Genomic DNA, 23,135 nt, shown 5'->3' on the forward strand with positions numbered 1-23,135 from the left:
GCCGGGTGGCGCTACGGCAACCGCTTCTCGTAGTTCTTGTCCTTGTCGGAGTCGTAGACCAGCTTGCTGTCGGCGTCATAACCCTTGATGCGCGGGGCCACGGCGACCTGCTGGTTCAGGACACCAGAGGCGACGAACCAGCCGTGGTCCAGGGCGGCCTGGCTGGTGGCGCCGCCGTAGGAGACGGTCACCCGGGCCACTGACGGCTCGACGGTGCCGATGACACCCCACCTGAACGGCAGCTTCCAGTTGCCGCGGTCGAGGACCGACTGCTGGTAGAGCTTGCCGCCGTTGATGTCGGCCATCACGGGGCCGGCGCCCGGCACATCGTCGGAACCCACGCCGGCGTTGAGGCCGTTCGCCTTGCCGTCCTTCACGTTGCAGATCAGTCGGGTCTGCTTCGGTTGCTCCTTCACCGCGACGACGTACATGCCATCGCCGGGCGCGTTGGAGTCGCCGATGCTGTTCATCGCCAGGATGATCCGGTACTCCTCGGCCGCGCCCAAGTCCGTGCGGAAGCCGGCCGGGCCGCGTGTGTGCGACTGGTCGTATGCGAGGCACTTCTTCAGCCCGTCGACGGCCTGCCCGAAGGTGATCCCGTCGAGGAGCTGGTCCTCCGTGGCCGGCCGCGCGGGCCTCGCCGGCGACGCGGACGGCGTCGGTGTCGGCGTCGCCGACGTCCGCGGTGTGGCGCTGAGCGGCGGTGTCGATGCCACCGTGTTCCCACCCGCATCCCCGTCGGCCAGCGCGTACGCCCCCACGGGCATCGCCGCCAGCGTCACCAGGGCCGCCCCGGTCGCCGCCACCCGGCGTCGCCGCTCGACCGTGCCCCAGCGGCGGATCGCCGGATACGGCACCGGCGCGGGCCGGATCGTGTTCGCGTCCTCGGCGAGCAGCTCGCGCAGCTGCTCCTCGAAGTCCCCGCTGGTTCCCGTCCCCTGCTGCTTCTGTTCCTCGTTCACTTGCTGCCTTCCTGCCCGGACGACACTCGGCTGCGGACAGGTTCGTCCACGACCTGCGCGAGCCCCGGATACGTACGCAACTTCGCCAGCGCCTTGGACGCCTGGCTCTTGACCGTGCCGGGCGAGCAGCCGAGCACCTCGGCGACCTCGGCCTCGGACAGGTCCTCCCAGTAGCGCATGACGATCACCGCCCGCTGCTTCGGCGGCAGTCCGGCCAGCGCCGTGAGCAGGGCGCTGCGCTCGTCGGCCCACGAGACGGCCTCGTCGCGCCCGGCCACCTCCGGCGGCGCCGCGGTCAGAGCCTCCGTAACCCGCCGCTTGCGGAACCGGTCGTTGTTGCAGTTGACCAGTATCCGCCGGACGTACGCCTCCGGTCTGTCGCTGCGCGAGACGCGCCGCCATGAGCGGTACGCCTTGGCCAGCGCCGTCTGAGTCAGGTCTTCGGCGTAGTGCACATCGCCCGTGAGCAGATACGCGGTCCGTACGAGATGGGACCACCGCGCTCTGACGAATTCTTGGAACTCGGCCTCTTGTTTGGCCTGCATCAAGCACCCTCCCTCGCCCTCCAGACCACAGTTTCGGCGGATTCGGTTGCCCGGGATCCGGTGCCTCGTCGGTCAGGTGAGCGGGGCCACTGACAACCATCAGCTGGGACCGAAATGTCGAGGTCCCAGCAGGCGCGGATGAGGCGGCAGGTGCGGCCAGGCAGATCGGGCAGCTTGTCGAGTTCGGCGAGCACCCTCGCCTCCTGACGCCGGCCGTCGCACCGCTCGCCCCTCGTGCCGCATCCCATGGCAGCCTCGTCGCACAGGGCGGACAGTGGGATCAGGGGCATCAGGGGCATCAGGGAAGCGAGATGGTCATGGACCGTTACCCGCCCATTGCCGACCACGGCCTCGTCGGCGACCTACAGACCGCTGCTCTGGTGTCGTCCCAGGGGGTCGTCGACTGGTTCGCGGCTCCCCGGTTCGACTCGCCCAGTGTCTTCGCCGCCCTGCTCGACCACGACCGCGGCGGCTACTTCCTGTTCGCGCCGGACAGCCGGACCACCACCTGCAAGCAGCTCTACTACCCCGACACCGCAGTCCTGGTTACGCGGTTCATGTCGCCGGACGGGGTCGGCGAGGTATTCGACTGCATGCCACCGGATCGCACCGGCACCCCAACGGACAGGCACGTGCTGACGCGCGGAGTGCGGGCGGTGCGCGGAACGGTGCGCTTCACTTTGGAGTGCCGTCCGCGCTTCGACTACGGCCGGGCCACCCACCATCTCGACTTGCAGGACGGTACCGCCACGTTCCATGCACCGAACGTCACCGCCTTTCTGCAGAGCACCTTCCCCCTGCAGCAGGACGGCAGGGACGTGCGGGGTGCGGTGACCTTGAGGCCGGGTGAGGTGGCCGCAGCGGTGTTCACCGTCGGCGGACCCGATGGTGACCCTCCGCCGCCGGTCACCCCGGACTCGGCGATGGAGCAGTTCTGGGACGTGGTGGAATTCTGGCAGCACTGGGTGCACTCCTCCCGGTATCGCGGCCGGTGGCCGGGGGTGGTGCACCGCTCGGCCATCACGCTCAAGCTGCTCACCTACGCACCCACAGGTGCTCCCGTCGCCGCCGCCACCATGGGCCTGCCCGAGCAGATCGGGGGTGAACGCAACTGGGACTACCGCTACACCTGGGTCCGCGACGGCTCCCTGTCCGTGCGTGCCCTGCTCGATCTGGGGTTCGCCAAGGAGGCGGCCCAGTTCACGCACTGGATGAGCGACCGCCTCCAGGCCCGGGAGGGCGTCGGTGGCGAGCCGCTGCAGATCATGTACCGCGTCGACGGAGACCCCGAGGTGCCGGAAGAGGTTCTCTCGCACTTCGAGGGCTATCGGGGTTCGTATCCGGTGCGGCTGGGGAACGCGGCGGCCGATCAGCTGCAGCTGGACATCTACGGGGAGGCGCTCTACGCCTTGTCGGAGGGGCGTGAGGTCGCCATCGGAGGCAGCTACCACGGCTGGAAGAACCTCGCGCGGACGCTGGACTGGCTCGCCGATTCCTGGGACCGCCCCGACGAAGGCATCTGGGAGACCCGTGGCGGGCGCCAGGACTACACCTTCAGCCGGGTGATGACGTGGGTGGCCTTCGACCGGGGGCTGCGCCTGGCGAGAGAGCACAGCCGTCCGGCCGACGCTCCTCGGTGGACCGCGGCTCGCGACGCCATCCTCGAACAGGTGATGGAGCGGGGCTGGAACGAGAAGGAGCAGGCCCTCGTCCAGCACTACGGAAGCGATGTCCTCGACGCTTCGCTGCTGCTCATTCCGCGCGTCGGGTTCCTGGCGCCCAGGACGGTGAGCTGGCTGTCGACCTTGGACGCGATGGAACGCACGCTGGTGTCGGACAGCCTTGTCTACCGCTATGACCCTGCGGCCTCCCCGGACGGTCTGCGGGGCTCCGAAGGCACGTTCAGTCTCTGCACCTTCCTCTACGTGGACGCTCTCGCTCGCGCCGGGCGGATTCGTCCGGCGCGCTATGCCTTCGAGAAGATGCAGACCTATGCCAACCACGTCGGCCTGTTCGCTGAGGAGATCGGCCCCAGTGGCGAGCAGTTGGGCAACTTCCCGCAGGCTTTCACGCATCTGTCCCTGATCATGGCCGCCACCACCCTGGACAACGCCCTCGACCAGCAGCGCGACTGAGAACGAAGGTCGCGCCTGCCGCTCGAGGCCGCCGTAGCGGTTCAGCCGCCGGTGGCGAAGCCGGGGAAGAGGGTCATGCCGCCGTCCACGTAGAGAGTCGTACCCACCACGTAGTCCATGAGGTCCGAGGCAAGCCCGACGACCGCGCGGGCGATGTCCTCCGGATCACCGACGCGCCCGTAAGGAATCAGCTCCAATAGGTCCTTCTCGGCATCGGAAGTGTCCCAGGCGCTGCGATTGATGGGCGTCCTGATGGCTCCTGGAGCGATTGCGTTGACCCTGACCTTATGGGGCGCGAGCTCCTGGGCGAGCGTCTCCATCATCATCTGCACGCCGCCCTTGGAGGCCGCGTAGTTGACGTGGCCGGCCCAAGGGATGAGTTGGTGCACCGAGCTCATGCAGATGATCTTCCCGGCCGCGCGCGACACCTCGGGGACGACCCCCCTTCTCAAGAACTCCTTCGTCGCCTCCCGCGCGCAGAGGAACTGGCCGGTGAGGTTGACGTCCAGCACCTTCTGCCACTGGGCCGTCGTCATCTCGGTGAACGGAGCGTCGCGCTGCAGCCCGGCGTTGGCCACGAGGATGTCGATGGTCCCGAACTCCTGAACCATCCGATCGATCATCGCGACGACCTGGTCCTCCTGGGACACATCGGCCTCGTACGCCATCGCGCGCACCCCGAACCCGGAGATCTCCTCGACTACCTGCTCGGCCTCCTCGCGCCCGGCGACGTAGTTCACGACCACGTCGGCTCCGGCACGCCCCAGGCCGATGGCCGTCGCCTTACCGATGCCCGAGTTCGCGCCGGTGACGAGTGCCTTCTGGCCCTTCAGCAGATGCGAGGGAACGACGCCCTGCGGGGCTCCCTGAGTCACGCTCACGCCGGTTCTCCTCCTCGACTGGCTGACCTCACGACCGCATGTGAGTCAGGTCGGCTCCCGTAGACACCGAACCATCCGAAAGCCCAGGCCACACGCCGGGCACGGACAGATTGCGCCGATCGGTCGAACGCGACCGGGCCTCGGGGACATGGGACGCCGGAGCCGATCGGCAGCGCAGCCTTTCCCGGAGTGCGGGCAAAGTACGTGCGGGATACGCTGTTTGACAGGAAGGTGGAGGATTTCTGGGCGGTTCTGCCCGCCAGTCGCCTTGTACGCGATAACCAACCTTCTGCGGCGACCCGACGAGCGCGGTGCATCTCCTCGCGTCCGCGGAGCTGGGCAACGGCTACATGCCTTCTCTCGCGCCGTGTGCTCCTTGCGCTCCTTGCGCACCGAGTGGCGCCGGCTTCCGGGCCCGCAGCTTGTAGTCCCTGTGGAGGTCGGGATGAGAGTTGTCGTTGATCTTTCCCGATGTGAAGGGTACGCGCAGTGCGCCTTCCTGGCTCCGGACGCATTCCGGATGCACGGCGAGGAAGCGCTGATGTACGACCCGAACGCCGACGACGCCCAGCGCGACCAGGTGCTGCGCGCCGCGGCGGCCTGCCCCGTCCAAGCGATTCTGGTCGACCAACTGGAGGGACCGGACGCACCGGCGGAGGCGTCGCCGTCATGACCAGCGCCGACAATCTGCAAGCGTTCAAGCGCGATGGCCGCATCGTGGTTGTCGGGGCGTCGCTGGCGGGACTGCGGGCCGCGGAGGCGCTGCGCGACGAGGGTTTCACCGGATCGCTGACCATGATCGGCGACGAGCTGGGCGAGCCCTACGACCGGCCTCCCCTGTCCAAGCAGGTACTGACCGGGTGGGTGCCGGCCGAAAGCACCAAACTGCCGCGACGTCGTGACATCGATGCGCAGTGGCTGCTGGGTGTGCCTGCCGGCGGGCTGGACCTGAGGACCAACCACGTGCGTCTCGCCGACGGACGCGACGTCCCCTTCGACCGGGTGTTGATCTCCACCGGGGTCCGGGCCCGGCCTTGGTTCGTCGAGAGCGAGGCGGCTCTGGACGGGGTCTTTGTCGTGCGTACGCGCGAACACGCCGAGGGCCTGCAGCGAGCCCTCGCCGCCGGCCCCTCCCGCGTCCTGGTCATCGGTGCGGGATTCACCGGCTCCGAGATCGCCTCGATCTGCCGCGAACGGGACATCCCGGTGACCGTCGCCGAACTCGCACCGGCCCCGCTGGTCGGGGCCCTCGGCGCCATGATCGGTGAGGTTGCGGCGGACATGCAGCGCGCTCACGGTGTAGATCTGCGCTGCGGTGTCAAGGTGACCCGACTGGAGGGCGACGCGCAGGGGCGGCTTCGCCGCGCTCACTTCGACGACGGCACCACGATCGACGCCGACGTGGCGGTGGTGGCACTCGGGGGCATCCGCAACACCGAGTGGCTGCAAGGCTCAGGACTGGCGGCGGGTGTCTGGGGAATCGCCTGCGACACGGGCTGTCGCGCCCTCGACCTCAACGGCCTCGTCACCGACGATGTCTTCGTCGCCGGAGACGTGGCACGCTGCCCGAACCCGATCTACGAGTACCGGCTCATCTCGCTGGAGCACTGGGCCAACGCAGTGGAGCAGGCCGAGGTCGCGGCGCACAACATGGTCAGCTCCCAGGCGGACCGCTGGCCCCATCTGTCCATTCCGCTGTTCTGGTCGATCCAGTTCGGCGTCAACATCAAGTCCGTCGGCGTGCCGACCTTCGCCGACGAGGTGGTCGTCACCCAGGGGTCGGTGCCCGACCACCGCTTCGTCGCCGCATACGGCTACCGGGGCCGCGTCACCGCGGCAGTGAGTTTCAACAACGCGAAGTGGCTGGACCACTACCGGACGCTCATCGAGACGGCCGCACCCTTCCCGCCTCCCTGTCCCACGCCCGACCGGCCCGCCGACATGAAACCGGTGCCCGTCGACTTCCCCGGACCCGTCCTGCTCGCCCAGGGCGCCACCGTCGTCGTCACCGGCCACGATCCGGGCGAGCGACGCGTCACGGCCGCGAGCCAGCACCGGTAGGAGGGAAGCGAGATGACCACGACCAAGACGCCCGACCTGCTGCGCCGGGTCCTCGACCACTCCTCACGAGCCGACCCGTATCCGCTGTACGCCGAACTGCGCAAGACACCGGTGGCCCGGCAGGAGGACGGCAGCTACGTCATCAGTACCTATCGCGAGATCGCGGACATCCTGCACAACCCGCACCTGAGCTCGGACACTCGCAATCTCTCGCATCCGACGGCCGGAGCCGAGGAGCAGACCACGCCGGCGTTCATCAACCTCGACCCGCCCGAGCACGACCGCCTGCGGCGTATGGCGATGCGCCATTTCGGCCCCCCGCACACCCCGGGGCTGGTGACCGGCATGGAACCCGCCCTGACCGCCACCGTCAGCGGCCTGATCGACGCCTTTGCGGGCAAGGAGCAGATCGACGTCGTGGACGACTTCGCCTACCCGTTCCCCGTCACCGTGATCTGCCACCTGCTCGGCGTGCCACGCGAGGACGAACCGCGGTTCCATCTGTGGGTGAACGACATCATCAACTCGATCGACTACGACCCCAAGACCGATCCGAAGGAAAAACTGGACAACGGCGTGCAGGCCCGCAAGGACTTGCGCCAGTACCTCGGCGGGCTGCTGGAGCAACGCCACGGCCGGCCGGGCGACGACCTGTTGTCACGGCTGGCCAACGACGACGGGCCCGACGGGCGGATGACCGACGAGGAAATCGTCAGCACCGCCAACCTGCTGCTGATCGCCGGCCATGAGACCACCGTCAACCTCATCACCAACGGCATGCTGACGCTGCTGCGCCACCCGCAGGTGCTCCAGCGCCTGCGCGACGAACCGGGCCTCGTCATACCGCTGGTCGAGGAACTGCTGCGTTACGAGCCGCCCGTGCACATCATTCCCTGGCGGGCGGCGTACAGCGACATCGCTGTCGCCGACACAGTGATCGCCAAGGGCTCGCAGATCATGCTGATGCTGGCCTCGGGCAACCGCGATCCGGACCGCTTCCACGACCCCGACCGCTTCGACCCCGATCGGCGTGACAACCAGCACCTCGGCTTCGGCAGCGGCATTCACCTGTGCTTCGGCGGCCCGCTGGCCCGAAGGGAAACCCAAATCGCACTGACCGAGCTGGTACGCCGCCTCGACCGGCCCAGGCTGGTCGCCGACCCGCCACCGTACCGGCGCAGCCCCGTTCTGCGCGGGCCGATCCATCTGCACATCGAGCAGGGCGACGGTTAGCGCGACGATCTCACGTGGCGAGGATGCTGATGCCGTCGCCCAGGAGCTTGAGGCCGAGCACGAAGAACAGGACGGCCATGACGGCTCGCAGGCCGCGGGTGAACGCGCCGCAGCCTGCAAGGTCGGCGAGTGTGGCTCCTGCCCGTTCGAAGGCGGTCACCCATGCGCCGTGCGCGTGGAGTGGACCGTCCGGGCGGCAGAGACTGCGGGCATCGGTGGTCATGAGTTGCCGCGCGGCCGGGGCCAGTTCGGCGACTCGTTCGGGTGGCAGAGGACTGGTGACCGGCCGGAGTGCGGCGATCTTCGCCCAGACGTCGCCCTGCTCGAACCAGTCGCACAAGGCCCGTGTTCGTCTGTGTTCGGGGGCGCCACCATCACCGACCATGCCGAACCCGGACATCCGGACCGAACGCCGGGGCCCTGGTCCGGTTGCCGGCTCACTCGGCTTCGAGCCAGCCCAGCCGTGCCGCGTGGAAGCCCAACTGCATGCGATTCTGCACCTTCGCGACGTCCATCAGGTGCCGGATCCGGCGCTGCACCGTCCGCAGGGAGCTGTGCAGTTGGGCGGCGATCGCTTTGTCGGTGAGGCCGGTCAGCGACAGGCTGAGGATTTGTGCATCCAGATCATCGATGGCGGGCGCGTTCTGCAAAGCACCTGCAGAGGTGACAAACTGCGTCGCTTTCCCCCATTCGGACTCGAAGAGTGCTATCAGCGCGTCGAGCAGGCTGCTCGCGTGCACGATCAGGGCTTCCGCCATTGCGGCATCGGCCGAACCGAGGAGTGGAACAACGGCGAACTCGCGGTCCACGATGAAGAGTTTCAGTGGCACCGTCTCAGTGATTCGGACCTCCTCTCCTGCGGCCCGTGCCTGGACGATCTCGTCGAACGACGGGGCTCCCTCGTCGAGCATCGCGCGTTCGAGTATCACGCGGTAACGGACTCCGCGCGCGATGGCCGCGCCGTCGGTCATGTTGCCGACCGAAAAGACTGGCGCCTTGACGAGGTTCATGATTTCTTTCTGTGCGCCGAGTTGTATTTGTCCGAGGCGCTCGCGGATGGTCTCGGCGCCGTGGATCACGTCGATGACGTCTCCGACGCCGCGCCTAGCGGCGGCCGCACGGTAGATTTCGTCGAGGGAGTCGAGTTCGAGTTCCGCCAGCCTGAGGTCGTTCTGTCGCTGGACCAGGAGCGCCCGCAGCGCCGCCGCCGGTGGGGAGGCCACAAACCGGGTGGTGTCCCTGAGGCTGCGCGTGGCGAGTCCCCGGCCTTCGAGCATGCCGAGGATGCGCTCGACCTGGCGGGCATCGCGGCCGACGGACCCGGCGAGTTCGGCGGGAGTGGCGGACGCTACCGAGATGAGCGTGCCGTAGATCTCCGACTCTGCGGGGGCTAGTCCCAGCACGTCTGACAACATGGTGCTCCTCCGCCTGCTTGCCGGCCCTGCCTGTTCAGCTGGGTCTGATTCCCTGATGGCTGTTTAGCAAACCAGCGGCTGTCTGTGGCTGCCGACGGGAAGGGGCTGGTCGGGCACGCGGGGCCGTGCTGCTGAGGGCGTGTGCGGACCGGCTCGGGCTGACCGCCGTGCTCGGGCGGGTGCTGCCGGGCGGGAGCGGTGCCTGGCGCGACCGTGCCGAGTTCCTAGCGGGCGTGGCCTGCGCGATGGGGCTGGGGCGGCGAACCTGCTCGAGGCCGAGCAGCTGCAGCTCCACCAGGCCCCGGTGTTCGGTGCCCTGGCCTCCGGCTCCACAGCTCGGCGTGCCCTGGCGGCCCTGGACGAGCGGGCGCTGGGCCGGATCGCCGGAGTGCGGCGCGTGCCCACGATCTGGACTGCTGGGTTGCCGTCCCCGCGCGACAGGGCCGACTTCATCGGGTACAAGCGGGAGCGGGCCAACGGGTTGAACCGACGGGGCTGAACCGACGGAGCGGGGCAGTTACTGGCGAACGGTCTGCGATCGTTGGCCCTGCCCGCATGCGGCGAGGGCTTCGCCGAGTACACGAGAAACGGCCGGGGCGAAACTCACGTCTCGCCCCGGCCGTGACCCCCTCCGGGTTGGTTCACCGCTTCAGCGGTTCACCTCAGCGCAGTTGGTACGCCTTGGGAATCGTCTGCTTGACGGTGTCCCCCGCACTGTCGGTCGCGGTGATCCGCAGTCCGACTCCTCCGGGAGCCTCGTCACGCTTCGGGTGCTTGATTTGCGCGGTGAACGTGTTCTGCCCGTCGGCCTTGGTCATTGCCGGCTGCCAGGTCTTGCCGCCGTCGACGCTGGCCTCGACCCGCAGCTTGGTCACGGTCGGTGGCTTGCTGAGCCGATCCTGGTAGTAGCCGGTGACGGTGATGGGGTGCATGCCGCCGGCCTTGGCGGTGTTGTCCAGTTCCAGGCCCAGGTCGTACCGCAGGAAGATCAACGGCTCCGGACGGCACGCACCTGGATCCTTGACGATGGCGTCCGCGATGCACGGCTGCGACGTCGGCGCGTCAGGCTTGGTCGGCCGGTCGGACGTGTACTCCCACACGGTCTTGACCCCGTTGGTTTCCGCCTCGTACGAGTAGCGGGCTGATTGCGCAGGCAGGTCATACACGATGACGTCAGCACTACCGCAACCCGCCACCGCAAGCACCGCTACGGCTGTCAGCGCCGCCAGATTCACTGTCCGGCGCCACCTCGATGGCGCGGTCGCGTTCATCGGACCGGTCTCCTTCCTCACTTCGGTCATCACCGCTTGCTCCCCGACACCAGGTCCGGCGCGTTGCCGGGCTCGCCGAGCTGGAAGGCGAACTCGAGCGGGACGAGCCGTTGCTCGAGTTCGTCGCCGGCCTGGTTGGAGAGGCTGACGTCGCAGGTGGTACAGGTTTGCATCCCATAGAGGAGCGGGAACAATGGCGTTTCGTTGGCCATGCCGATCACGGCCTGGCGAGCGCCTCCGCTGCCGGTCAGGTACATGGTCGGCCAGAATCGGTCGGCCTCCCGGCAGCCGGCGCACGGCAGGCCGGCGCTGCTGGTGAAGCCCGACTTGGTGCGGACCTGGGGCACCGCACCGGGCAGGGACGGACCCGTGCTCCAGTCGATCGTGTTCTTCCTGTCGAGCGCCAGGTCCTGAGTTTCGCCTGCGCCCGTTCCACTCAGCACGGACGGCGCGATGTAATGCCTGGTGGCCAGCTCAAATGTGTCGACCGCGTTGTCGTCCCGCGTGACCCACGTGGTGAGCTGCCGTTGGCTGGCCGGCTTGGGCAGGTCCATCTCCGCTACAACCGGGCCGGCGTCGGTGGTCCGGCTCCAGCCGAAGTAGGTAGTCACCCCGGGCCGGTCAGCGTGGATACGGTGGTCGACACGGTCGAGCTCCTCGGGCAGGACCTGGTGCGGCAGGCTGGCGGGGATCCGACCGCTGGTGCTGAACGCCAGCGCGTAGCTCTTCGACACCTCGCTGTTGCCGCCGAGTTCGACCTGGACGCCGGGCTTCGCCCCGTCCCCGATCCGCTGGATCAGCGTGGCGGCCCCGGCCGGGGGTACGGTCACGATCGGCAACGCTGCGTACGGCTCGACCGGCGGGCAGCTGTCCGGACCGTTCCCGCACTGGTAGTTCCGAGTCCCGTACGACTCCAGGGTGACCCGATCGGTCCCGCCGGCCACCAGCACCCCGACCGCACCCGCCGCGGCAGCCGCCGCCACTCGCTCACGGAGTGCGGTGAAGTTGCAGGTCGTCTTGCAGATGTCGGTCGGCCGCAACAGCACCAGCGCACCCTTCGCGTCGACCTTGGCGAGCTCCTCGGCCGAGCCGGTGCCCGCGTAGACCACGGGCTTCTGCCCGTTGGTGGGCAGTCGGGGGATCGTCAACCGCACGGAGCGGACCTGGTTCTTCCCGTCTTCCTTCCATCCCTGGGTCCCGCCGTGGATGGAGGTGTCCGGCGTCGCGTAGCGGGCGTCCAGGTCGAAGGAGTCACCGTGTCCCGTGACCTTCATCGTTACTGACGGCGGTACCAGGACATGGCGGCTGTTGAAGGTGAGCGTGCCGAGGCTCACCTCGCTGGTCGGCAGTACCCACCAGTTCGGTTCATCGGGACCGTATTCGGTGCCCAGCGCTCCGGCAAGCCCCCAATTGCTGTCCACAGAGGTCCGCTGGTATTTGAAGGCCGCGCGGTATGTCTCCGTCGGCTCCGTGGCGTTCACCCTGACCGGCTTGGCCTTCCGCAAGTCCAGCTCCACCGTGGTCGCCCCGGTGATCTGCACCTGCGGTGCCATCGGTGCGGCCCGGTGCAGCTCACCGGCCGCGTCCCGCCACGACATCGCGAGGCCCGCCGCGACCGTGCCGGCGAAGACCCTGGCCTTGGTCGTCTCGCCACCCGGTGCCACCATCGCGTCCTCGTAAAGGCCCAGCTTGTCCTCGTTCATCGGGACGATCAGCGCGTTGCCGTACCGGATGTCGGTGGCGCCGGCCGGAGGAATGACCTTGATGGTCAGGTCGTGACGGATCGGCTCCAAGAACGCCGAGAGCCGCGACGTTCCCAGCGTCGTCCCCGTGCTGTCCTTGGCGGTCAGGGCGCCTGTGTATCCGCCGTACTGCCCGGCACCTTCCGCCACCTTGCCGTCCAGGGTCACCGTCACGTCGGCCGACCCCTTGGCGGGCACGGTCACCTGGTCGGCGCTGAGCGTGAGCAGCCCCGTCGGCGCGGGCTTGCCCGAGGAGGAGGCCGAGGCGGAAAGCGTGAGCGTGATCGGCTCGTCGGTCCAGTTGGTGTAGGTGACCGTCTTGGACGCCGACGAGTGCGGGTATTCGAATCGGCCGAAGTTCAGGTTCCCGTCCGGGATGATCTTCGGATCGATCGCACGGGCCACGTCCACCCGGCCGGCGCCCTGCGAGTACAGGTCGTGCCCGAGGTCCTTGGCGGTGGCCATCAGCAGCGCCTTGATCTGCCGCCCGGTGAAGTCCGGGTGCTGCTGGGCGATGATCGCCGCGGCGCCGGCCATATGGGGGGTGGCCATGGAAGTGCCGCTGGCGGTCGTGTAGTAGTCGTCCACGGTCTTACCCATCGCGGTGCCCTTGGCGCGGGCGGCGGTGATGGCGACGCCCGGAGCCGCGATGTCCGGCTTGGCCCCGCCGTCCCCGATCCGAGGTCCGCGGCTGGAGAAGGGGGCCATCTGGTCGCTCTTGTCCACGGCCGCGACCGTCAGCGCCTCGTCGGCGGAACCTGGCGACCCGACCGTCTTGGCGGTCGGGCCGTTGTTGCCCGCGGCGATGACGAACAGGGTGCCGTAGTCCTTGCTGAGCTTGTTGACCGACTGGCTCAGCGCGTCCGTTCCGTCGGAGGGCGGGCCACCGAGGCTCATGTTCACCACATCGGCACCGGACTTGGCGGCCCACTCCATGCCGGCGATGATCCCGTCGCTAGGGCACGAGCCGTCCGGACCGCAGACTCTGCCGATGAGCAGATTCGCACCAGGCGCCACACCTCGACGCAGCCCGTCGGAGGCCTGTCCGGTGCCGGCGATCGTGGACGCCACATGGGTACCGTGTCCGTGTTCGTCCACCGGACCCTTCGGGCTGTTGGTGAAGTCAACCGCCTCGGCGATCCGGTCGGCGAGATCGGGGTGGGTGGCATCGATGCCGCTGTCCAGCACCGCGACCTTCACGTTCGAACCGTCATAGCCGCGGCTCCAGGCGGCGGGCGCGCCGATCTGCGGTACGGACTTGTCGAGCTGAATCTTCGCCAGCTCGTTCAGCCACACCTTTTGCACTCCGGCCAGCGGACCGGCGGCCCGAGCGGCGGAGGCGGACTTGCCGGCGCTCTTCTCCCGTACCTCTCGCCACCACTGGCCGTTGCCCTTGATGGTCATCGAGCGGGCGTTGATGCTCGGCAGGACGGTTTTGGCTGTGATACCGGCGACGGTCGCCGCCGTCCGGGCGTTGGTCTTCTCGGTGTACTCGGCGATCACCGGGACCTCACCGGTCCTACCCTCGGCCGCCCAATCGGCCAGCTTGGCGAGGTTGAAGAGCTCCCAGTCCAGCAGGTCGGCACGGAGCAGCGGCAACGCGTCGTCCGGTATGACGTAGGCCTGGCCGTTCCTGGTGATGGTCTGGAAGAGAACCGACTCGTGCCCGGGCCGCGCTGCCGGCTCGATCTCGTGGACAACCGGCTTCCCGTCCGCGGTGACACCGATCTGCACCTTGTCGCCGGTCACCAGCGTCAGTGACACCTTTGCCCGAGTGCCGGCGGCAGCGCGGAGAAGGTTGCCGTCGACCGAATCGGGCTGGGTCTGGTCGAAGGCTGCAGGGGTAGATGGGGCGGGGTTCGAGCCGGTGGCACTCGCCGGGGTGGTCGACATGACCACCCCGAGGATGGTGATGCCGGTGACCGCAGTGGCCAACCGCTGTCCCAAACGCCTCATCGCCAGGCCTCCTGAGCTGCCGTTCTTTCGCTTTCGCCGTGAACATGGCGTGGCGGATGCACGAGCGCCTCCTACTCGTCGCAACAAAGAATTTCCTTGCCGCATCAGACAGATGCTCAGGCCTCCCAGGTACCAGGGCAACTGATGGACAGTGGCGGATGTCGTCCATGCCACAAACCCGCCACGATGGCGTCCCGCGGAGTGGTGCAGCCGATCTTGGCCGGGCTGACGGCACTGCAACTGGCCCGCGCCTACTGCGTCGGTGCGGTCTTCGCCCGGGCCGAGGCGGACGTCGTACGGGCCGCCCAGCTACGGGACCTGCTGAATCTGCCCGGGCAGCGGACTGCGAGCGCGCTCGCGTTCCGCCCATCTGAACGGCGGCCCGGTGGAGGTCCCCGCCTACCGGCTCCTCGACTCGGCCTACACCGCTGTGGAGTTCGTCGCGCAGCACGGCTATCCGGTGGTGATCAAGCCGGTGTCGGAGTCCGGCTCCCTGGGAGCGGACGTCGTGGTGCACTCGGCGACGAAGTATCTGACCGGGCACGCCGACAGCATCCTCGGCGCCATCGTGTGCACCGAGGACACCTTCGCGCCGGTCCGCGGCACAGCGATCAGACTCGGGCAGTGCGCGAGCGCGGACGACACCTACCTGGGGCTTCGGGGACTACGCACGCTGGGCATCCGGCTGCGACAACACCAACGCCAGGCGCTGGAGCTTGTCTACTGGCTGCAGGAGCAGGCCGGGGTCGCCGGCGTGGTCTACCCGGCACTGCCCGCCGACCCGGGTCACGGGCTGTGGTGCAGGGACTTCACGGGTGCGGCGGGCCTGTTCGGTCTGGAGCTTGAGCCTGGATTCGGCAAACCCGCCGTGGACGCGATGCTGGGACGGCTGCGGTTGTTCGGGCTGGGCCACAGCTACGGCGGCTACGAGAGTCTGATCGTGCCGGCCGACCCGGTCGGCCACCGGCTGCCGGGGACCTGGGCGGGCCGGGGCCCACTGCTGCGGGTCCACGTCGGCTTCGAGGACCTCGACGATCTGAAGGGCGATCTCGCCGCAGCATTCCGGGTGCTGTCCGCACAACAGGCGCCGGGGCCGGGCACTGGCTGAAGAAAGCCGGGCCCGCCGGCGCGACCCGCATCCGCGCCAAGATGGCCCGCGCGGTCGAGTTCGCCGCCGTCCTGGGCAGCGACAAGGCCGGCCAGGCCCTCGGGCCGGCGGCGGCAGCCGGACGGTTCGGCGACGAGGACCTGTCCTCGCTCCTGGGCCATCTGGCGGCGTGCAAGCCTGCCCGCGACCTCGTCCTGATGAATTCTGTTACCCAGTTGCGCAATTTTTGAAGTATTGGGTTGGGGGTTCCACATCGGTATGGCGCCCGGTATTGGCGCTGCGTTCATGTCCCGCTCCTACCGTTGCCTCGCCCGGCCTGCCCCGGTGCCTCGTCCAACGTCCGAAAAGAGCACTCCGCGCATGCGCAGCAGATCAAGCAAAATCCTGGCGGTTCTCGCCGTGACCGGTGCACTTGCCGCCAGTACCGCGGCGACCGCCAGCTCCGCGCCCCAGCAGGGCGGCGATGGCAAGAAGCAGGAGATCCGTAACGTCATCTACCTGCTCGGCGACGGCATGGGCCGTACCCATGTCACCGCCGGGCGCGAGCGCTACTACGGCGCCGAGGGCAAGCTGAACATGGAGCGGCTGCCGAGCTACGGCGCGGTGGCGACGTCCGCCGTCGAGAAGGGCAGTGACCAGCCGGCGCTGGTCACCGACTCCGCCAGCGCGGCCACCGCGTGGTCCTCCGGTGTGAAGACGTACAACGCGGCCATCGGCGTCGACTCGTACGAGAAGAAGCTGCCCACGCTGATGGAGCAGGCCAAGAAGTCGGGCTTCGCGACCGGCAACGTGTCCACTGCCGAGATCACCGACGCCACCCCGGCCGCCCAGATGAGCCACGCTCTGCTGCGCGGCTGCCAGGGCCCGGTGTACTCCGACGCGGCGTGCCTGCCGAAGAAGGACGACGGGTCGTACGAGGACAAGCCCGCCGACAAGACCCTGATCACGCCGATCGCCCAGCAGATCGCCCGTAACGGCACCGCCGACGTGATCTTCGGCGGCGGCCTCGCACGCTTCGCGCCGGACGACCAGAAGGCGCTGGGGTCGCAGGGCTACCAGGTGCTCGGCAACTTCGGCGACCCGGCGCTGCCCGCCCAGACCGCCGAGAGCCAGAAGGTCGCGACCAAGGCCGATCTCGACAAGGTCAAGAGCGGCAAGGTCGTCGGACTGTTCAACCGCGGGAACCTGACGGTCGAGACGTCCAAGGCCGCACTGCCCGCCGGCGCCCCGGAGAAGAAGGAGCCGACGCTCGCCGAGCTGACCAAGAAGTCGATCTCGCTGCTCGACGGCCGGTCCAAGAAGGGCTTCCTGCTCCAGGTCGAAGGCGCGCTGATCGACAAGCGCTCGCACGCCAACGACGCGTCGCAGGCCCTGGGCGAGATCAAGGCGTTCGACGACGCGGTCAAGGCCGCCACGGACTTCGCGAAGAAGGACGGCCACACCCTCGTCGTCGTGACGGCGGACCACGAGTGCGCCGGCTTCAACATCATCGAGAAGGGCAGCTTCACCAACGCCGAGGCGGCGGCCCCGCCGGCCAACAACGACTCGGGCAACACGGCCAACAACTCCGTGCCCGCGCGCTCGTCCTCGGCCAACGTCAAGGACCCGGCCCGCTCCTCCGGCATCGTCAACGGCTCGGGTGCCGGCGACGCCAAGAACTTCGGCCCGGCCACCTTCCGTACCCCCGACGACCCGGCGGGTGTGAAGGACGGCAGCGAGGACGCCAGCCTCTGGCTGACCTACCTGTCCGGTAACCACACCGGCGCCGATGTGCCGATCTACGCGTACGGACCGGGTAACAGCTCCTTCGCCGCCAGCCAGGACAACACCGAGCTCTACGGCAAGATGTACCGCTCGCTGTTCGGCACCGCACCGCAGGGCCACTGACCCTCACTCAGCCACGCGACCCGGGGCCGGGAGGGGGCGCCCCTCCCGGCCCCGGGTCGTTCGTATCCCAGGAGCATGTCCGATGAGACACCCGATCCGCATCACGACAGCCGCCGCGCTGGGCGCTATCGCGCTGACCGCTCTCACTGGCTGCGGCACCTCCGCGGGGACCGACCCGGGCAAGGGCGAGCCGCTCGCGGCCACCACCCCGGCCACCGCCCTGCCCCTGCCCCCTCCCCGTTCCGCGCCGTCCCCGGCCGCGACGCTCCCGGCGCCGCCCGAGCGGGGCGAGGTACGTGTCGAGGAAGGGCCGTTCACCGACCGCGTCCGCCTCACGCGGCTCACGCTCACCGGCGGGCCCGCCGTCAGCGGGCATCTGGCAATTACCTCCGACGTCAGCGATGTGCTCGCGCTTGAGCTGAGCGCCGCCTATTACGATTCCAAGGGTCGTTTCATCGGCACCGGCAGCTTCCAGTACCAGGAAGAGGGGCAGGACGCAGAAGGCGGCCATCACCACGACGGGCCGCGCGCGGCGGGCGAGGGCATCGACTTCAAGGTGCCCGCCACCAAGCTCACCGGCACCGCGGCGGCCGCCGTCGTCTCCATCCCCGTCCTGGTCAACGAGTAGCCGGGCGTCCGGTACGCCGTCCTGCCGTACGCGCGGGCCGCGCTTGCCGCAGTCGAAGCGGTACGGCAGACCGTGGACGAGTTCACCGGACTGCTCCGAAGGCCATGTCGACGTCGGCCTCGTCTCGGGCACCGCGGGAAACTCGACATCGCCTTCGAGGCGGCCGCCCCGCTGTTCCTTGCCCGGCTCGCCGTCCGCGGTCTCGGCGTGGCGGTGATTCCGGCCCTTCGGACCGACGCGGCGACGGGCTTCGGACTGCGGACGCTGGAGATCACCGGGCCACGGCTACGCGCCCGCATCGCTCTGGCCTGGCGGACAGATGGCCCCTCCGGCCCCGCCACCGCGGCCTTCGGGGACCTGCTGCGTGCAAGCCTCACCGTGCCTGACGGGCGGGACTCATCGGCGAGCGAGCTTGCTCCCTGCCTGTCATGCCCCCGGGAAATGCCGACAAGCAGGCAGATCAGCCGCGATCGTTCATCAGCCCGACAGACCCTCGGGCGTGCGGCACCCGCTGCCGGGGGCTCAGGACGACCCGTCCGCGCTCAGCGCAGTTCCTCCGGGCACGGCGTGCCGGGAGGCAGTTGGTAAGGGGCGGCGAGCCGGTACACGCCCGGCCGCGGCGCGAGCAGTTCCGTCCACTCGTCGCCGTCCTCGTCCTCGTCGACCTTGATCAGGCAGCCGTTGGTGTTGAGATACGTCCGCGGGCTGCTCTGATCCTCGCGCCGCGTGGACTCCTCGGTCTCCTGCGGCCGTTCGACGCTCTTGCCCTGGTCGTCGACCACGGCGAGCCAGCGCGAGTACGGGATGCGGATCAGGATCCGGCCGGCCCGCTTCACATGGATGGTCAGCTCGCCCGCACCGGCCCGGTCCACCGTGGCGGGCGGATCGGCCAGCGGTACGGGGCTGTCGACCTCGAAGAGCCGCCAGTTGGCGTCGGACCAGACCAGCTTCAGATACGGCAGCCCGCCGTCGACGAGCTCCGCCTCCTGCACCGCGCCGGTGGAGTCCGGTGTCCCCCGGGGCAGCACCACGTAGTGCACCGCCCAGCGGTCGAGCCACTCGCGGTAACTGGCACTGTTCAAGGTGTCGTCGTAGAAGAGCGGGTTGCGCTCCATGTCCGCCTGCCGGTTCCAGCCACGCGCCAGATTGACGTACGGCGCGAGCGCGGACGCCTCCCGGTGGCTGCTCGCGGGCACGACCTCGACCCGTCCGCGCTCGGCCCCGACCTCCTGGAGTTGGTTGACCAGCGGGGCCAGTTCACGCGTCCAGGACGCGGCGGGGGCGGTACGGACGATGTCGTCGACGCCCTTGAAGCCGATCCAGAAGTTCAGCCCGGCGAAGGCGAGAACCAGCGCGTACCAGCGCCGGGAGCGCGGCCGCGCGTACGGCAGCGCGGCGAGCAGCACCACCCCGGCGAACAGCATCGCCATCCGCGTGACGTTCGAGCCGATCTGCGAGTCGATCACATAGGTCAGCAGCGTCCCGACGCCGTACACGGCGGCCGCGGTACGGACCGTCTTCCAGTCGCGCGGTACGAGGACGAAGACGAGGACCGCGAAGAGGAACGGCAGCGACAGGGTCGCGATCGACATCGGCTGCGTACCGGAGAACGGGAACAGCCACGCGGACAGCGCCACGACCGCCACCGGGGCCAGGCCCAGCGCGTACGCGCCGGGGCGCCGCTTGTTCAGGAAGAGCGCGGCGGCGACCACACCCAGGAACAGCCCGGCGACGGGGCTGCTCGCCGTCGCGAGTCCGGCGAGCGGCGCGGCGACTGCCGCCTTCGCCCACCGTCTACGGGGGGCGCAGCGACAGCTGCTCCGGTGGAGCCGGTGCTCGCACCGGAGGTGCGGCCAGCAGAACACCGCGGCCACCGCCCCCACCGCGAACATCATGCCGAGCCCGAATGTCACCCGCCCGGACAGCGCGTTGCACAGGTACGCGAAGGCCCCGGCGAGCGAGCAGGCGAGCGGATTGCGGACGGCCCGCACCCGGACCAGGATCAACGCGGTCAGCGCCGCCGACACGGTCCCGGCGACCATCATCGTCGTCCGCACGCCGAGCACCGACATCACATACGGCGACACGACGCTGTACGAGACGGGGTGCATGCCCCCGTACCAGGCGAGGTTGTACGCGGTGCCCGGATGCCGGCCGACGAACTCCGCCCAGGCGTCCTGGGCCGCGAGGTCGCCGCCGCTGTTCGCGAAGAAGAAGAACCAGAGCACGTGGGTGACGGCGGCGGCCGCCGTCGCGATCGTCACCGGGTGCCGCAGCAGCCGCTCGGCGCGGGTCCGCCGCGACGGGGTGGTGCACGGCCCAAGGCTGTCCGGGGCGGGCGCGGCCGTCCGCGTGCTGACGCCGCTGCTGCCGCTGCTGCCCCTCATGCCGCCGCTGTCGGCCGCCTCACGGCCGGGCTTCGGCTCCGCGGTGGTCACTACGGCTCTCCCCGTCTCCCCGTATCCGCCGGCCCCGTGCCCCGTACCCCGTACGCCTATGAGGACGCCTCCGCGGCATCCTTGAGTTGCTCCGGGACGCTAACACGTACGCAGTCGGGAAGAGGGGGCCGGGACCGGCACCCTCTTCCCGACTGCCGCACCGTTCCGGCAATCGGCCGGTCAGCCGAGCCGGGTCAGCTTGTCCCCGGCCGTCGGCTCCGCCAGATCGCTCTGCAGCGCGACGGGCACCTTCACCTGGCTGGTGCCCTCGCCCACGGTGAGCGTGCCGACGTGGGTGCCGGCCGCCGCCGAGTGCGGGATCGTCCTTCCGTCGTCGGTCAGTTCGATCCTGACCGTGAGACCGGGCCAGCCGACCGCCGTCACGTCCTTGGCCGCGACCACCGGGGTGCTGCCGCCCAGCCCGTCAAAGACGGCGCCGACGACATCGCCCTTCTTCACCACCTTGGCGCTCGTCAGCAGATCCTGGGTGGCGACCATGGCTTCCTTGCTCACCGCGTTGACGGTGTCGATGATGGAGGGCTTGTGCTGGCCCAGCACGGCGCCGACGATCAGTTGGTCGGTGTCGCCGACCATCTTGTGGGCGGCGAAGAGCAGGTTGCCGCCGGCCTTGGTGGTGGAGCCGGTCTTGATGCCGAGCGCGTCGTTGTACGGAACGAGAGTGTTGTAGTTCCGATGGAACTTGCCCGACGGGTCGGTCCACGACGGCAGCTTGGTGATGTCCATCAGCGCCGGGATCTCCACCAGCTTCTGGCCGAGCTTCACCTGGTCCTCGGCAGAGCTCACCGTGGTCGCGTCGAGGCCGGACGGATCGGTGTAGGTGGTGTTCGTCATGCCGAGCGACTTGGCGGTGTCGTTCATCTTCTTGACGAACGCCTCTTCGGAACCCGCGTCCCAGCGCGCCAGCAGCCTCGCGATGTTGTTCGCGGAGGGGATCATGATCGCGGAGAGTGCCTCCTGCTCCGTGAGCTTGTCACCGGCCTTGACGGTGTTGAGCGTCGACTCACCCTCCGAGTCCAGCTGACCGTCCGACTCCGCCTTGGCGTCGATCTTGATGGAAGGGCCCTTCTCGCCCCTCTTCAACGGGTGGTCCTTGAGCACGATGTACGCGGTCATCGCCTTGGCCACGCTGCCGATCGGCACGGCCTTCTGCTCGCCGAACGAGTCCACTGTGCCGAGGCCGGTGGCCGCCATGTAGCCCTGGCCCTCGCTCGGCCACGGCAGCGACGGCTTGCTCCCCTTGAAGGTGTACGTCGGCTTCGCCGACATCTGGAGTTCGGGGTCCGGGAGCGGCCGCACCATCTGCACGATCGCAAAGATGATCAGCAGGAGCAGGACCAGCGGGGTCCAGATCTTGACCCGGCGGACGGCGGTGCGGACCGGCGTCTCGGGCGGCGGGGGCGTGTTCGTCAGCTCGGCCAGCAGGTCGAGCGGCGGCTTCGGCGGCATCGGCTGCTGCGTGGTCCGCTCGGCGCCGAAGAGCGAGGGCGCGGGGGGCCGCGTAGCGGCCGCCGCCGCGGGGGCGGCGGCCGGGGCCGGTCGTACGTCGTCCCGGCGCAGGGGCACGAACGTGCTGGTCCGCTCGTTGGCGGACTCGGGCTTCGAGTCCGGCTTCGGCGGGGTCTTCGACGCGGGCGGCGTGATCTTCAGCGTGGTCGTCGGCTGGTCGACCTTGGCCGCCGCGGGCGCCCTGAAGACGGCGGTCGGCTGATCGACTCCGCGCTTGCCCTCGGCGGTGTCGCGCTTGTCTGCGTCATCGGCCTTGCCTGCGCCGTCAGCCTTGTCCGAGTCATCGGCCTTGCCTGCGCCGTCAGCCTTGTCCGAGTCGTCGGCCTTGCCTGCGCCGTCCGCGTCTGCGCGGTCCTTGGCGTCGGGTTCGGCGGTTTTCGCGTCCTCGGCGGCCTCGCCGGAGGCATCGTCGTCGGCGGCGTCGGACGGCTCATCCGCATCGTCACGCTCCGCCGCGGCGTCGGTGTCCGTGCCGTCCGCACCATCCGCGCTGCCCGTGCCGGACGCGTCGGACACGTCGGACACGTCGACCTTCGGGCTCTCGCCGCTCTCGCCGCTCTCGCCGCTCTCGCCGCTCTCGCCGCTCTCGTCGCTCTCGTCGCTCTCGTCGCTCTCGGCGGGCTCGGCGGGCTCGTCGCTCTCGGCGTCGCCCTTCGACACCCATGCCGCGACCGCCGCACGCAGCCGCGCGTCGCCCTCCTCCGGCGCTTCGGGCGTCTCGGGCGCGTCGGCATCGGCGTGCCCGGCGCCATCCGCGTCCTCGGAGCTCTCGGAGCCCTCGGACTTCCCGGCGGACTCGACCGGCTCTTCGGACAACTCCTCAGTGGACTCTTCGACCGGCTCCTCGACCGGCTCCTCGCCGGCCCCAGAGGCCTCAGGCGCCTCCTCCAGGCCCTCGGCAGCCTTCTCGGCCCCCTCGGAGTCCTCGGAGCTCTCGACCGCCGAGGAGCCCTCCCGGGCCCCGGAGTCGCCGACGTGCGAGGAGTCGTCGCCCCGCCCGCCGTCGTCGCCGGACGCTTCCGCGCCCGACCCCGACCTCGAACCCGTCCCCGCCTCCGGCCCCGTGCGGAGAACGGCCGTCGCCGTGTCCGTGCCCCCGCCGGCCCCGGCGGACGGTTCGAGGAGGACGGCAAGCCGCGGATCACTCTCGCTCCGAGCCGTCCCCGACGACTTCTGCTGCTTCGACTTGTCGGGGGACTCGCCCGCCACCGATGCCTCCTCCATGCGGCGCGGGGACATCCCCGCGCTGTCCGAACCATCTACCAGTGTCCCGTGTGAACCACCGACCCGGCTGCTAGACGAGAACGACATACCTACTGGTTCCCGCACATAGCGCCCAGGCACCC

At 69.3% G+C, this 23,135-nt stretch carries 18 protein-coding genes and 1 pseudogene; 10 read left to right on the top strand and 9 right to left on the bottom strand.

Features of this window, described 5'->3' with window-relative positions:
* Positions 1 to 11: 11 nt before the first annotated feature.
* Both OH735_RS15505 and OH735_RS15510 read right to left on the bottom strand, forming a co-directional pair.
* Entirely contained in the window at positions 12 to 962 is a 951-nt protein-coding gene (locus OH735_RS15505) for a hypothetical protein (protein WP_406382117.1), read from the bottom strand.
* The gene (locus tag OH735_RS15510) at positions 959 to 1,507 is read right to left on the bottom strand and encodes a SigE family RNA polymerase sigma factor (protein WP_406382118.1); all 549 of its coding nucleotides are present in this window, start codon (positions 1,505 to 1,507) and stop codon (positions 959 to 961) included. The genes OH735_RS15505 and OH735_RS15510 overlap by 4 nt, the downstream gene beginning before the upstream one ends.
* Before the next feature lie 317 nt (positions 1,508 to 1,824).
* On the opposite strand from OH735_RS15510, the gene OH735_RS15515 reads away from it, so the two are divergent.
* Positions 1,825 to 3,642 (top strand): glycoside hydrolase family 15 protein, encoded by a 1,818-nt coding sequence (locus OH735_RS15515; protein ID WP_406382119.1) that lies wholly within the window; start codon positions 1,825 to 1,827, stop codon positions 3,640 to 3,642.
* Between the two features lie 41 nt (positions 3,643 to 3,683).
* Here OH735_RS15515 and OH735_RS15520 read toward each other — a convergent pair whose 3' ends face one another.
* The gene (locus OH735_RS15520) at positions 3,684 to 4,523 is read right to left on the bottom strand and encodes an SDR family oxidoreductase (protein WP_406382121.1); all 840 of its coding nucleotides are present in this window, start codon (positions 4,521 to 4,523) and stop codon (positions 3,684 to 3,686) included.
* Positions 4,524 to 4,968: 445 nt separating this feature from the next.
* Here OH735_RS15520 and OH735_RS15525 point away from each other — a divergent pair, with 445 nt between their 5' ends.
* Genes OH735_RS15525 through OH735_RS15535 form a run of 3 tightly spaced genes read left to right on the top strand, consistent with a single transcriptional unit; the run spans position 4,969 to position 7,817 of the window.
* Positions 4,969 to 5,196: a ferredoxin gene (locus OH735_RS15525; RefSeq protein ID WP_406382122.1), complete on the top strand. Its 228-nt coding sequence runs from the start codon at positions 4,969 to 4,971 to the stop codon at positions 5,194 to 5,196.
* On the top strand, positions 5,193 to 6,584 hold the full coding sequence (locus OH735_RS15530; RefSeq protein ID WP_406382123.1) for an NAD(P)/FAD-dependent oxidoreductase: 1,392 nt from the start codon (positions 5,193 to 5,195) through the stop codon (positions 6,582 to 6,584). Before OH735_RS15525 ends, OH735_RS15530 begins: the two co-directional genes overlap by 4 nt.
* 12 nt (positions 6,585 to 6,596) lie before the next feature.
* Complete coding sequence (locus OH735_RS15535) at positions 6,597 to 7,817, top strand: cytochrome P450 (protein WP_406382124.1); 1,221 nt, start codon at positions 6,597 to 6,599, stop codon at positions 7,815 to 7,817.
* Positions 7,818 to 7,833: 16 nt separating this feature from the next.
* On the opposite strand, the pseudogene OH735_RS15540 reads toward OH735_RS15535, so the two are convergent.
* A pseudogene (locus OH735_RS15540) lies at positions 7,834 to 8,151 on the bottom strand (methyltransferase, FxLD system); the annotation flags it as partial.
* A 103-nt stretch (positions 8,152 to 8,254) separates the two neighbouring features.
* The gene (locus OH735_RS15545; protein WP_406382125.1) at positions 8,255 to 9,232 is read right to left on the bottom strand and encodes a helix-turn-helix domain-containing protein; all 978 of its coding nucleotides are present in this window, start codon (positions 9,230 to 9,232) and stop codon (positions 8,255 to 8,257) included.
* A 304-nt stretch (positions 9,233 to 9,536) separates the two neighbouring features.
* Here OH735_RS15545 and OH735_RS15550 point away from each other — a divergent pair, with 304 nt between their 5' ends.
* Entirely contained in the window at positions 9,537 to 9,731 is a 195-nt protein-coding gene (locus OH735_RS15550; RefSeq protein ID WP_406382126.1) for a hypothetical protein, read from the top strand.
* Between the two features lie 163 nt (positions 9,732 to 9,894).
* Here OH735_RS15550 and OH735_RS15555 read toward each other — a convergent pair whose 3' ends face one another.
* Both OH735_RS15555 and OH735_RS15560 read right to left on the bottom strand, forming a co-directional pair.
* A complete protein-coding gene (locus OH735_RS15555) occupies positions 9,895 to 10,533 on the bottom strand; it encodes a hypothetical protein (protein WP_406382128.1) in 639 nt (212 codons plus the stop codon).
* Positions 10,533 to 14,201, bottom strand: coding sequence for a S8 family peptidase (locus OH735_RS15560; RefSeq protein WP_406382129.1), 3,669 nt, complete (start codon positions 14,199 to 14,201; stop codon positions 10,533 to 10,535). The genes OH735_RS15555 and OH735_RS15560 overlap by 1 nt, the downstream gene beginning before the upstream one ends.
* A gap of 385 nt (positions 14,202 to 14,586) precedes the next feature.
* Here OH735_RS15560 and OH735_RS15565 point away from each other — a divergent pair, with 385 nt between their 5' ends.
* From OH735_RS15565 to OH735_RS15585, 5 genes are all read left to right on the top strand, one after another.
* Positions 14,587 to 15,309: a PLP-dependent transferase gene (locus OH735_RS15565; protein WP_406382130.1), complete on the top strand. Its 723-nt coding sequence runs from the start codon at positions 14,587 to 14,589 to the stop codon at positions 15,307 to 15,309.
* A 41-nt stretch (positions 15,310 to 15,350) separates the two neighbouring features.
* Positions 15,351 to 15,539: a hypothetical protein gene (locus OH735_RS15570; RefSeq protein WP_406382132.1), complete on the top strand. Its 189-nt coding sequence runs from the start codon at positions 15,351 to 15,353 to the stop codon at positions 15,537 to 15,539.
* Between the two features lie 130 nt (positions 15,540 to 15,669).
* Positions 15,670 to 17,196 (top strand): alkaline phosphatase, encoded by a 1,527-nt coding sequence (locus OH735_RS15575; RefSeq protein ID WP_406382133.1) that lies wholly within the window; start codon positions 15,670 to 15,672, stop codon positions 17,194 to 17,196.
* An 82-nt stretch (positions 17,197 to 17,278) separates the two neighbouring features.
* Positions 17,279 to 17,824, top strand: coding sequence for a hypothetical protein (locus OH735_RS15580; RefSeq protein WP_406382134.1), 546 nt, complete (start codon positions 17,279 to 17,281; stop codon positions 17,822 to 17,824).
* A gap of 72 nt (positions 17,825 to 17,896) precedes the next feature.
* The gene (locus tag OH735_RS15585; protein WP_406382135.1) at positions 17,897 to 18,412 is read left to right on the top strand and encodes a LysR family transcriptional regulator substrate-binding protein; all 516 of its coding nucleotides are present in this window, start codon (positions 17,897 to 17,899) and stop codon (positions 18,410 to 18,412) included.
* Here the strand turns inward: OH735_RS15585 and OH735_RS15590 are convergent.
* Together OH735_RS15590 and OH735_RS15595 are read right to left on the bottom strand one after the other, a co-directional pair.
* The gene (locus tag OH735_RS15590; protein WP_406382136.1) at positions 18,367 to 20,262 is read right to left on the bottom strand and encodes an MFS transporter; all 1,896 of its coding nucleotides are present in this window, start codon (positions 20,260 to 20,262) and stop codon (positions 18,367 to 18,369) included. The genes OH735_RS15585 and OH735_RS15590 overlap by 46 nt on opposite strands.
* Before the next feature lie 180 nt (positions 20,263 to 20,442).
* A complete protein-coding gene (locus OH735_RS15595; RefSeq protein ID WP_406382137.1) occupies positions 20,443 to 23,028 on the bottom strand; it encodes a D-alanyl-D-alanine carboxypeptidase in 2,586 nt (861 codons plus the stop codon).
* Positions 23,029 to 23,135 lie beyond the last annotated feature (107 nt).

Source organism: Streptomyces sp. NBC_01618 (genome assembly GCF_045209435.1).
Taxonomy (GTDB): Bacteria; Actinomycetota; Actinomycetes; order Streptomycetales; family Streptomycetaceae; genus Streptomyces.

Coding starts and splice junctions, on each gene's coding strand:
- OH735_RS15560 (WP_406382129.1), bottom strand. CDS start 14,201: ATGAGGCGTTTGGGACAGCGGTTGGCCACTGCGGTCACCGGCATCACC.
- OH735_RS15510 (WP_406382118.1), bottom strand. CDS start 1,507: ATGCAGGCCAAACAAGAGGCCGAGTTCCAAGAATTCGTCAGAGCGCGG.
- OH735_RS15580 (WP_406382134.1), top strand. CDS start 17,279: ATGAGACACCCGATCCGCATCACGACAGCCGCCGCGCTGGGCGCTATC.
- OH735_RS15555 (WP_406382128.1), bottom strand. CDS start 10,533: ATGACCGAAGTGAGGAAGGAGACCGGTCCGATGAACGCGACCGCGCCA.
- OH735_RS15515 (WP_406382119.1), top strand. CDS start 1,825: ATGGACCGTTACCCGCCCATTGCCGACCACGGCCTCGTCGGCGACCTA.
- OH735_RS15525 (WP_406382122.1), top strand. CDS start 4,969: ATGAGAGTTGTCGTTGATCTTTCCCGATGTGAAGGGTACGCGCAGTGC.
- OH735_RS15545 (WP_406382125.1), bottom strand. CDS start 9,232: ATGTTGTCAGACGTGCTGGGACTAGCCCCCGCAGAGTCGGAGATCTAC.
- OH735_RS15535 (WP_406382124.1), top strand. CDS start 6,597: ATGACCACGACCAAGACGCCCGACCTGCTGCGCCGGGTCCTCGACCAC.
- OH735_RS15575 (WP_406382133.1), top strand. CDS start 15,670: ATGCGCAGCAGATCAAGCAAAATCCTGGCGGTTCTCGCCGTGACCGGT.
- OH735_RS15530 (WP_406382123.1), top strand. CDS start 5,193: ATGACCAGCGCCGACAATCTGCAAGCGTTCAAGCGCGATGGCCGCATC.
- OH735_RS15595 (WP_406382137.1), bottom strand. CDS start 23,028: ATGTCCCCGCGCCGCATGGAGGAGGCATCGGTGGCGGGCGAGTCCCCC.
- OH735_RS15570 (WP_406382132.1), top strand. CDS start 15,351: ATGGCCCGCGCGGTCGAGTTCGCCGCCGTCCTGGGCAGCGACAAGGCC.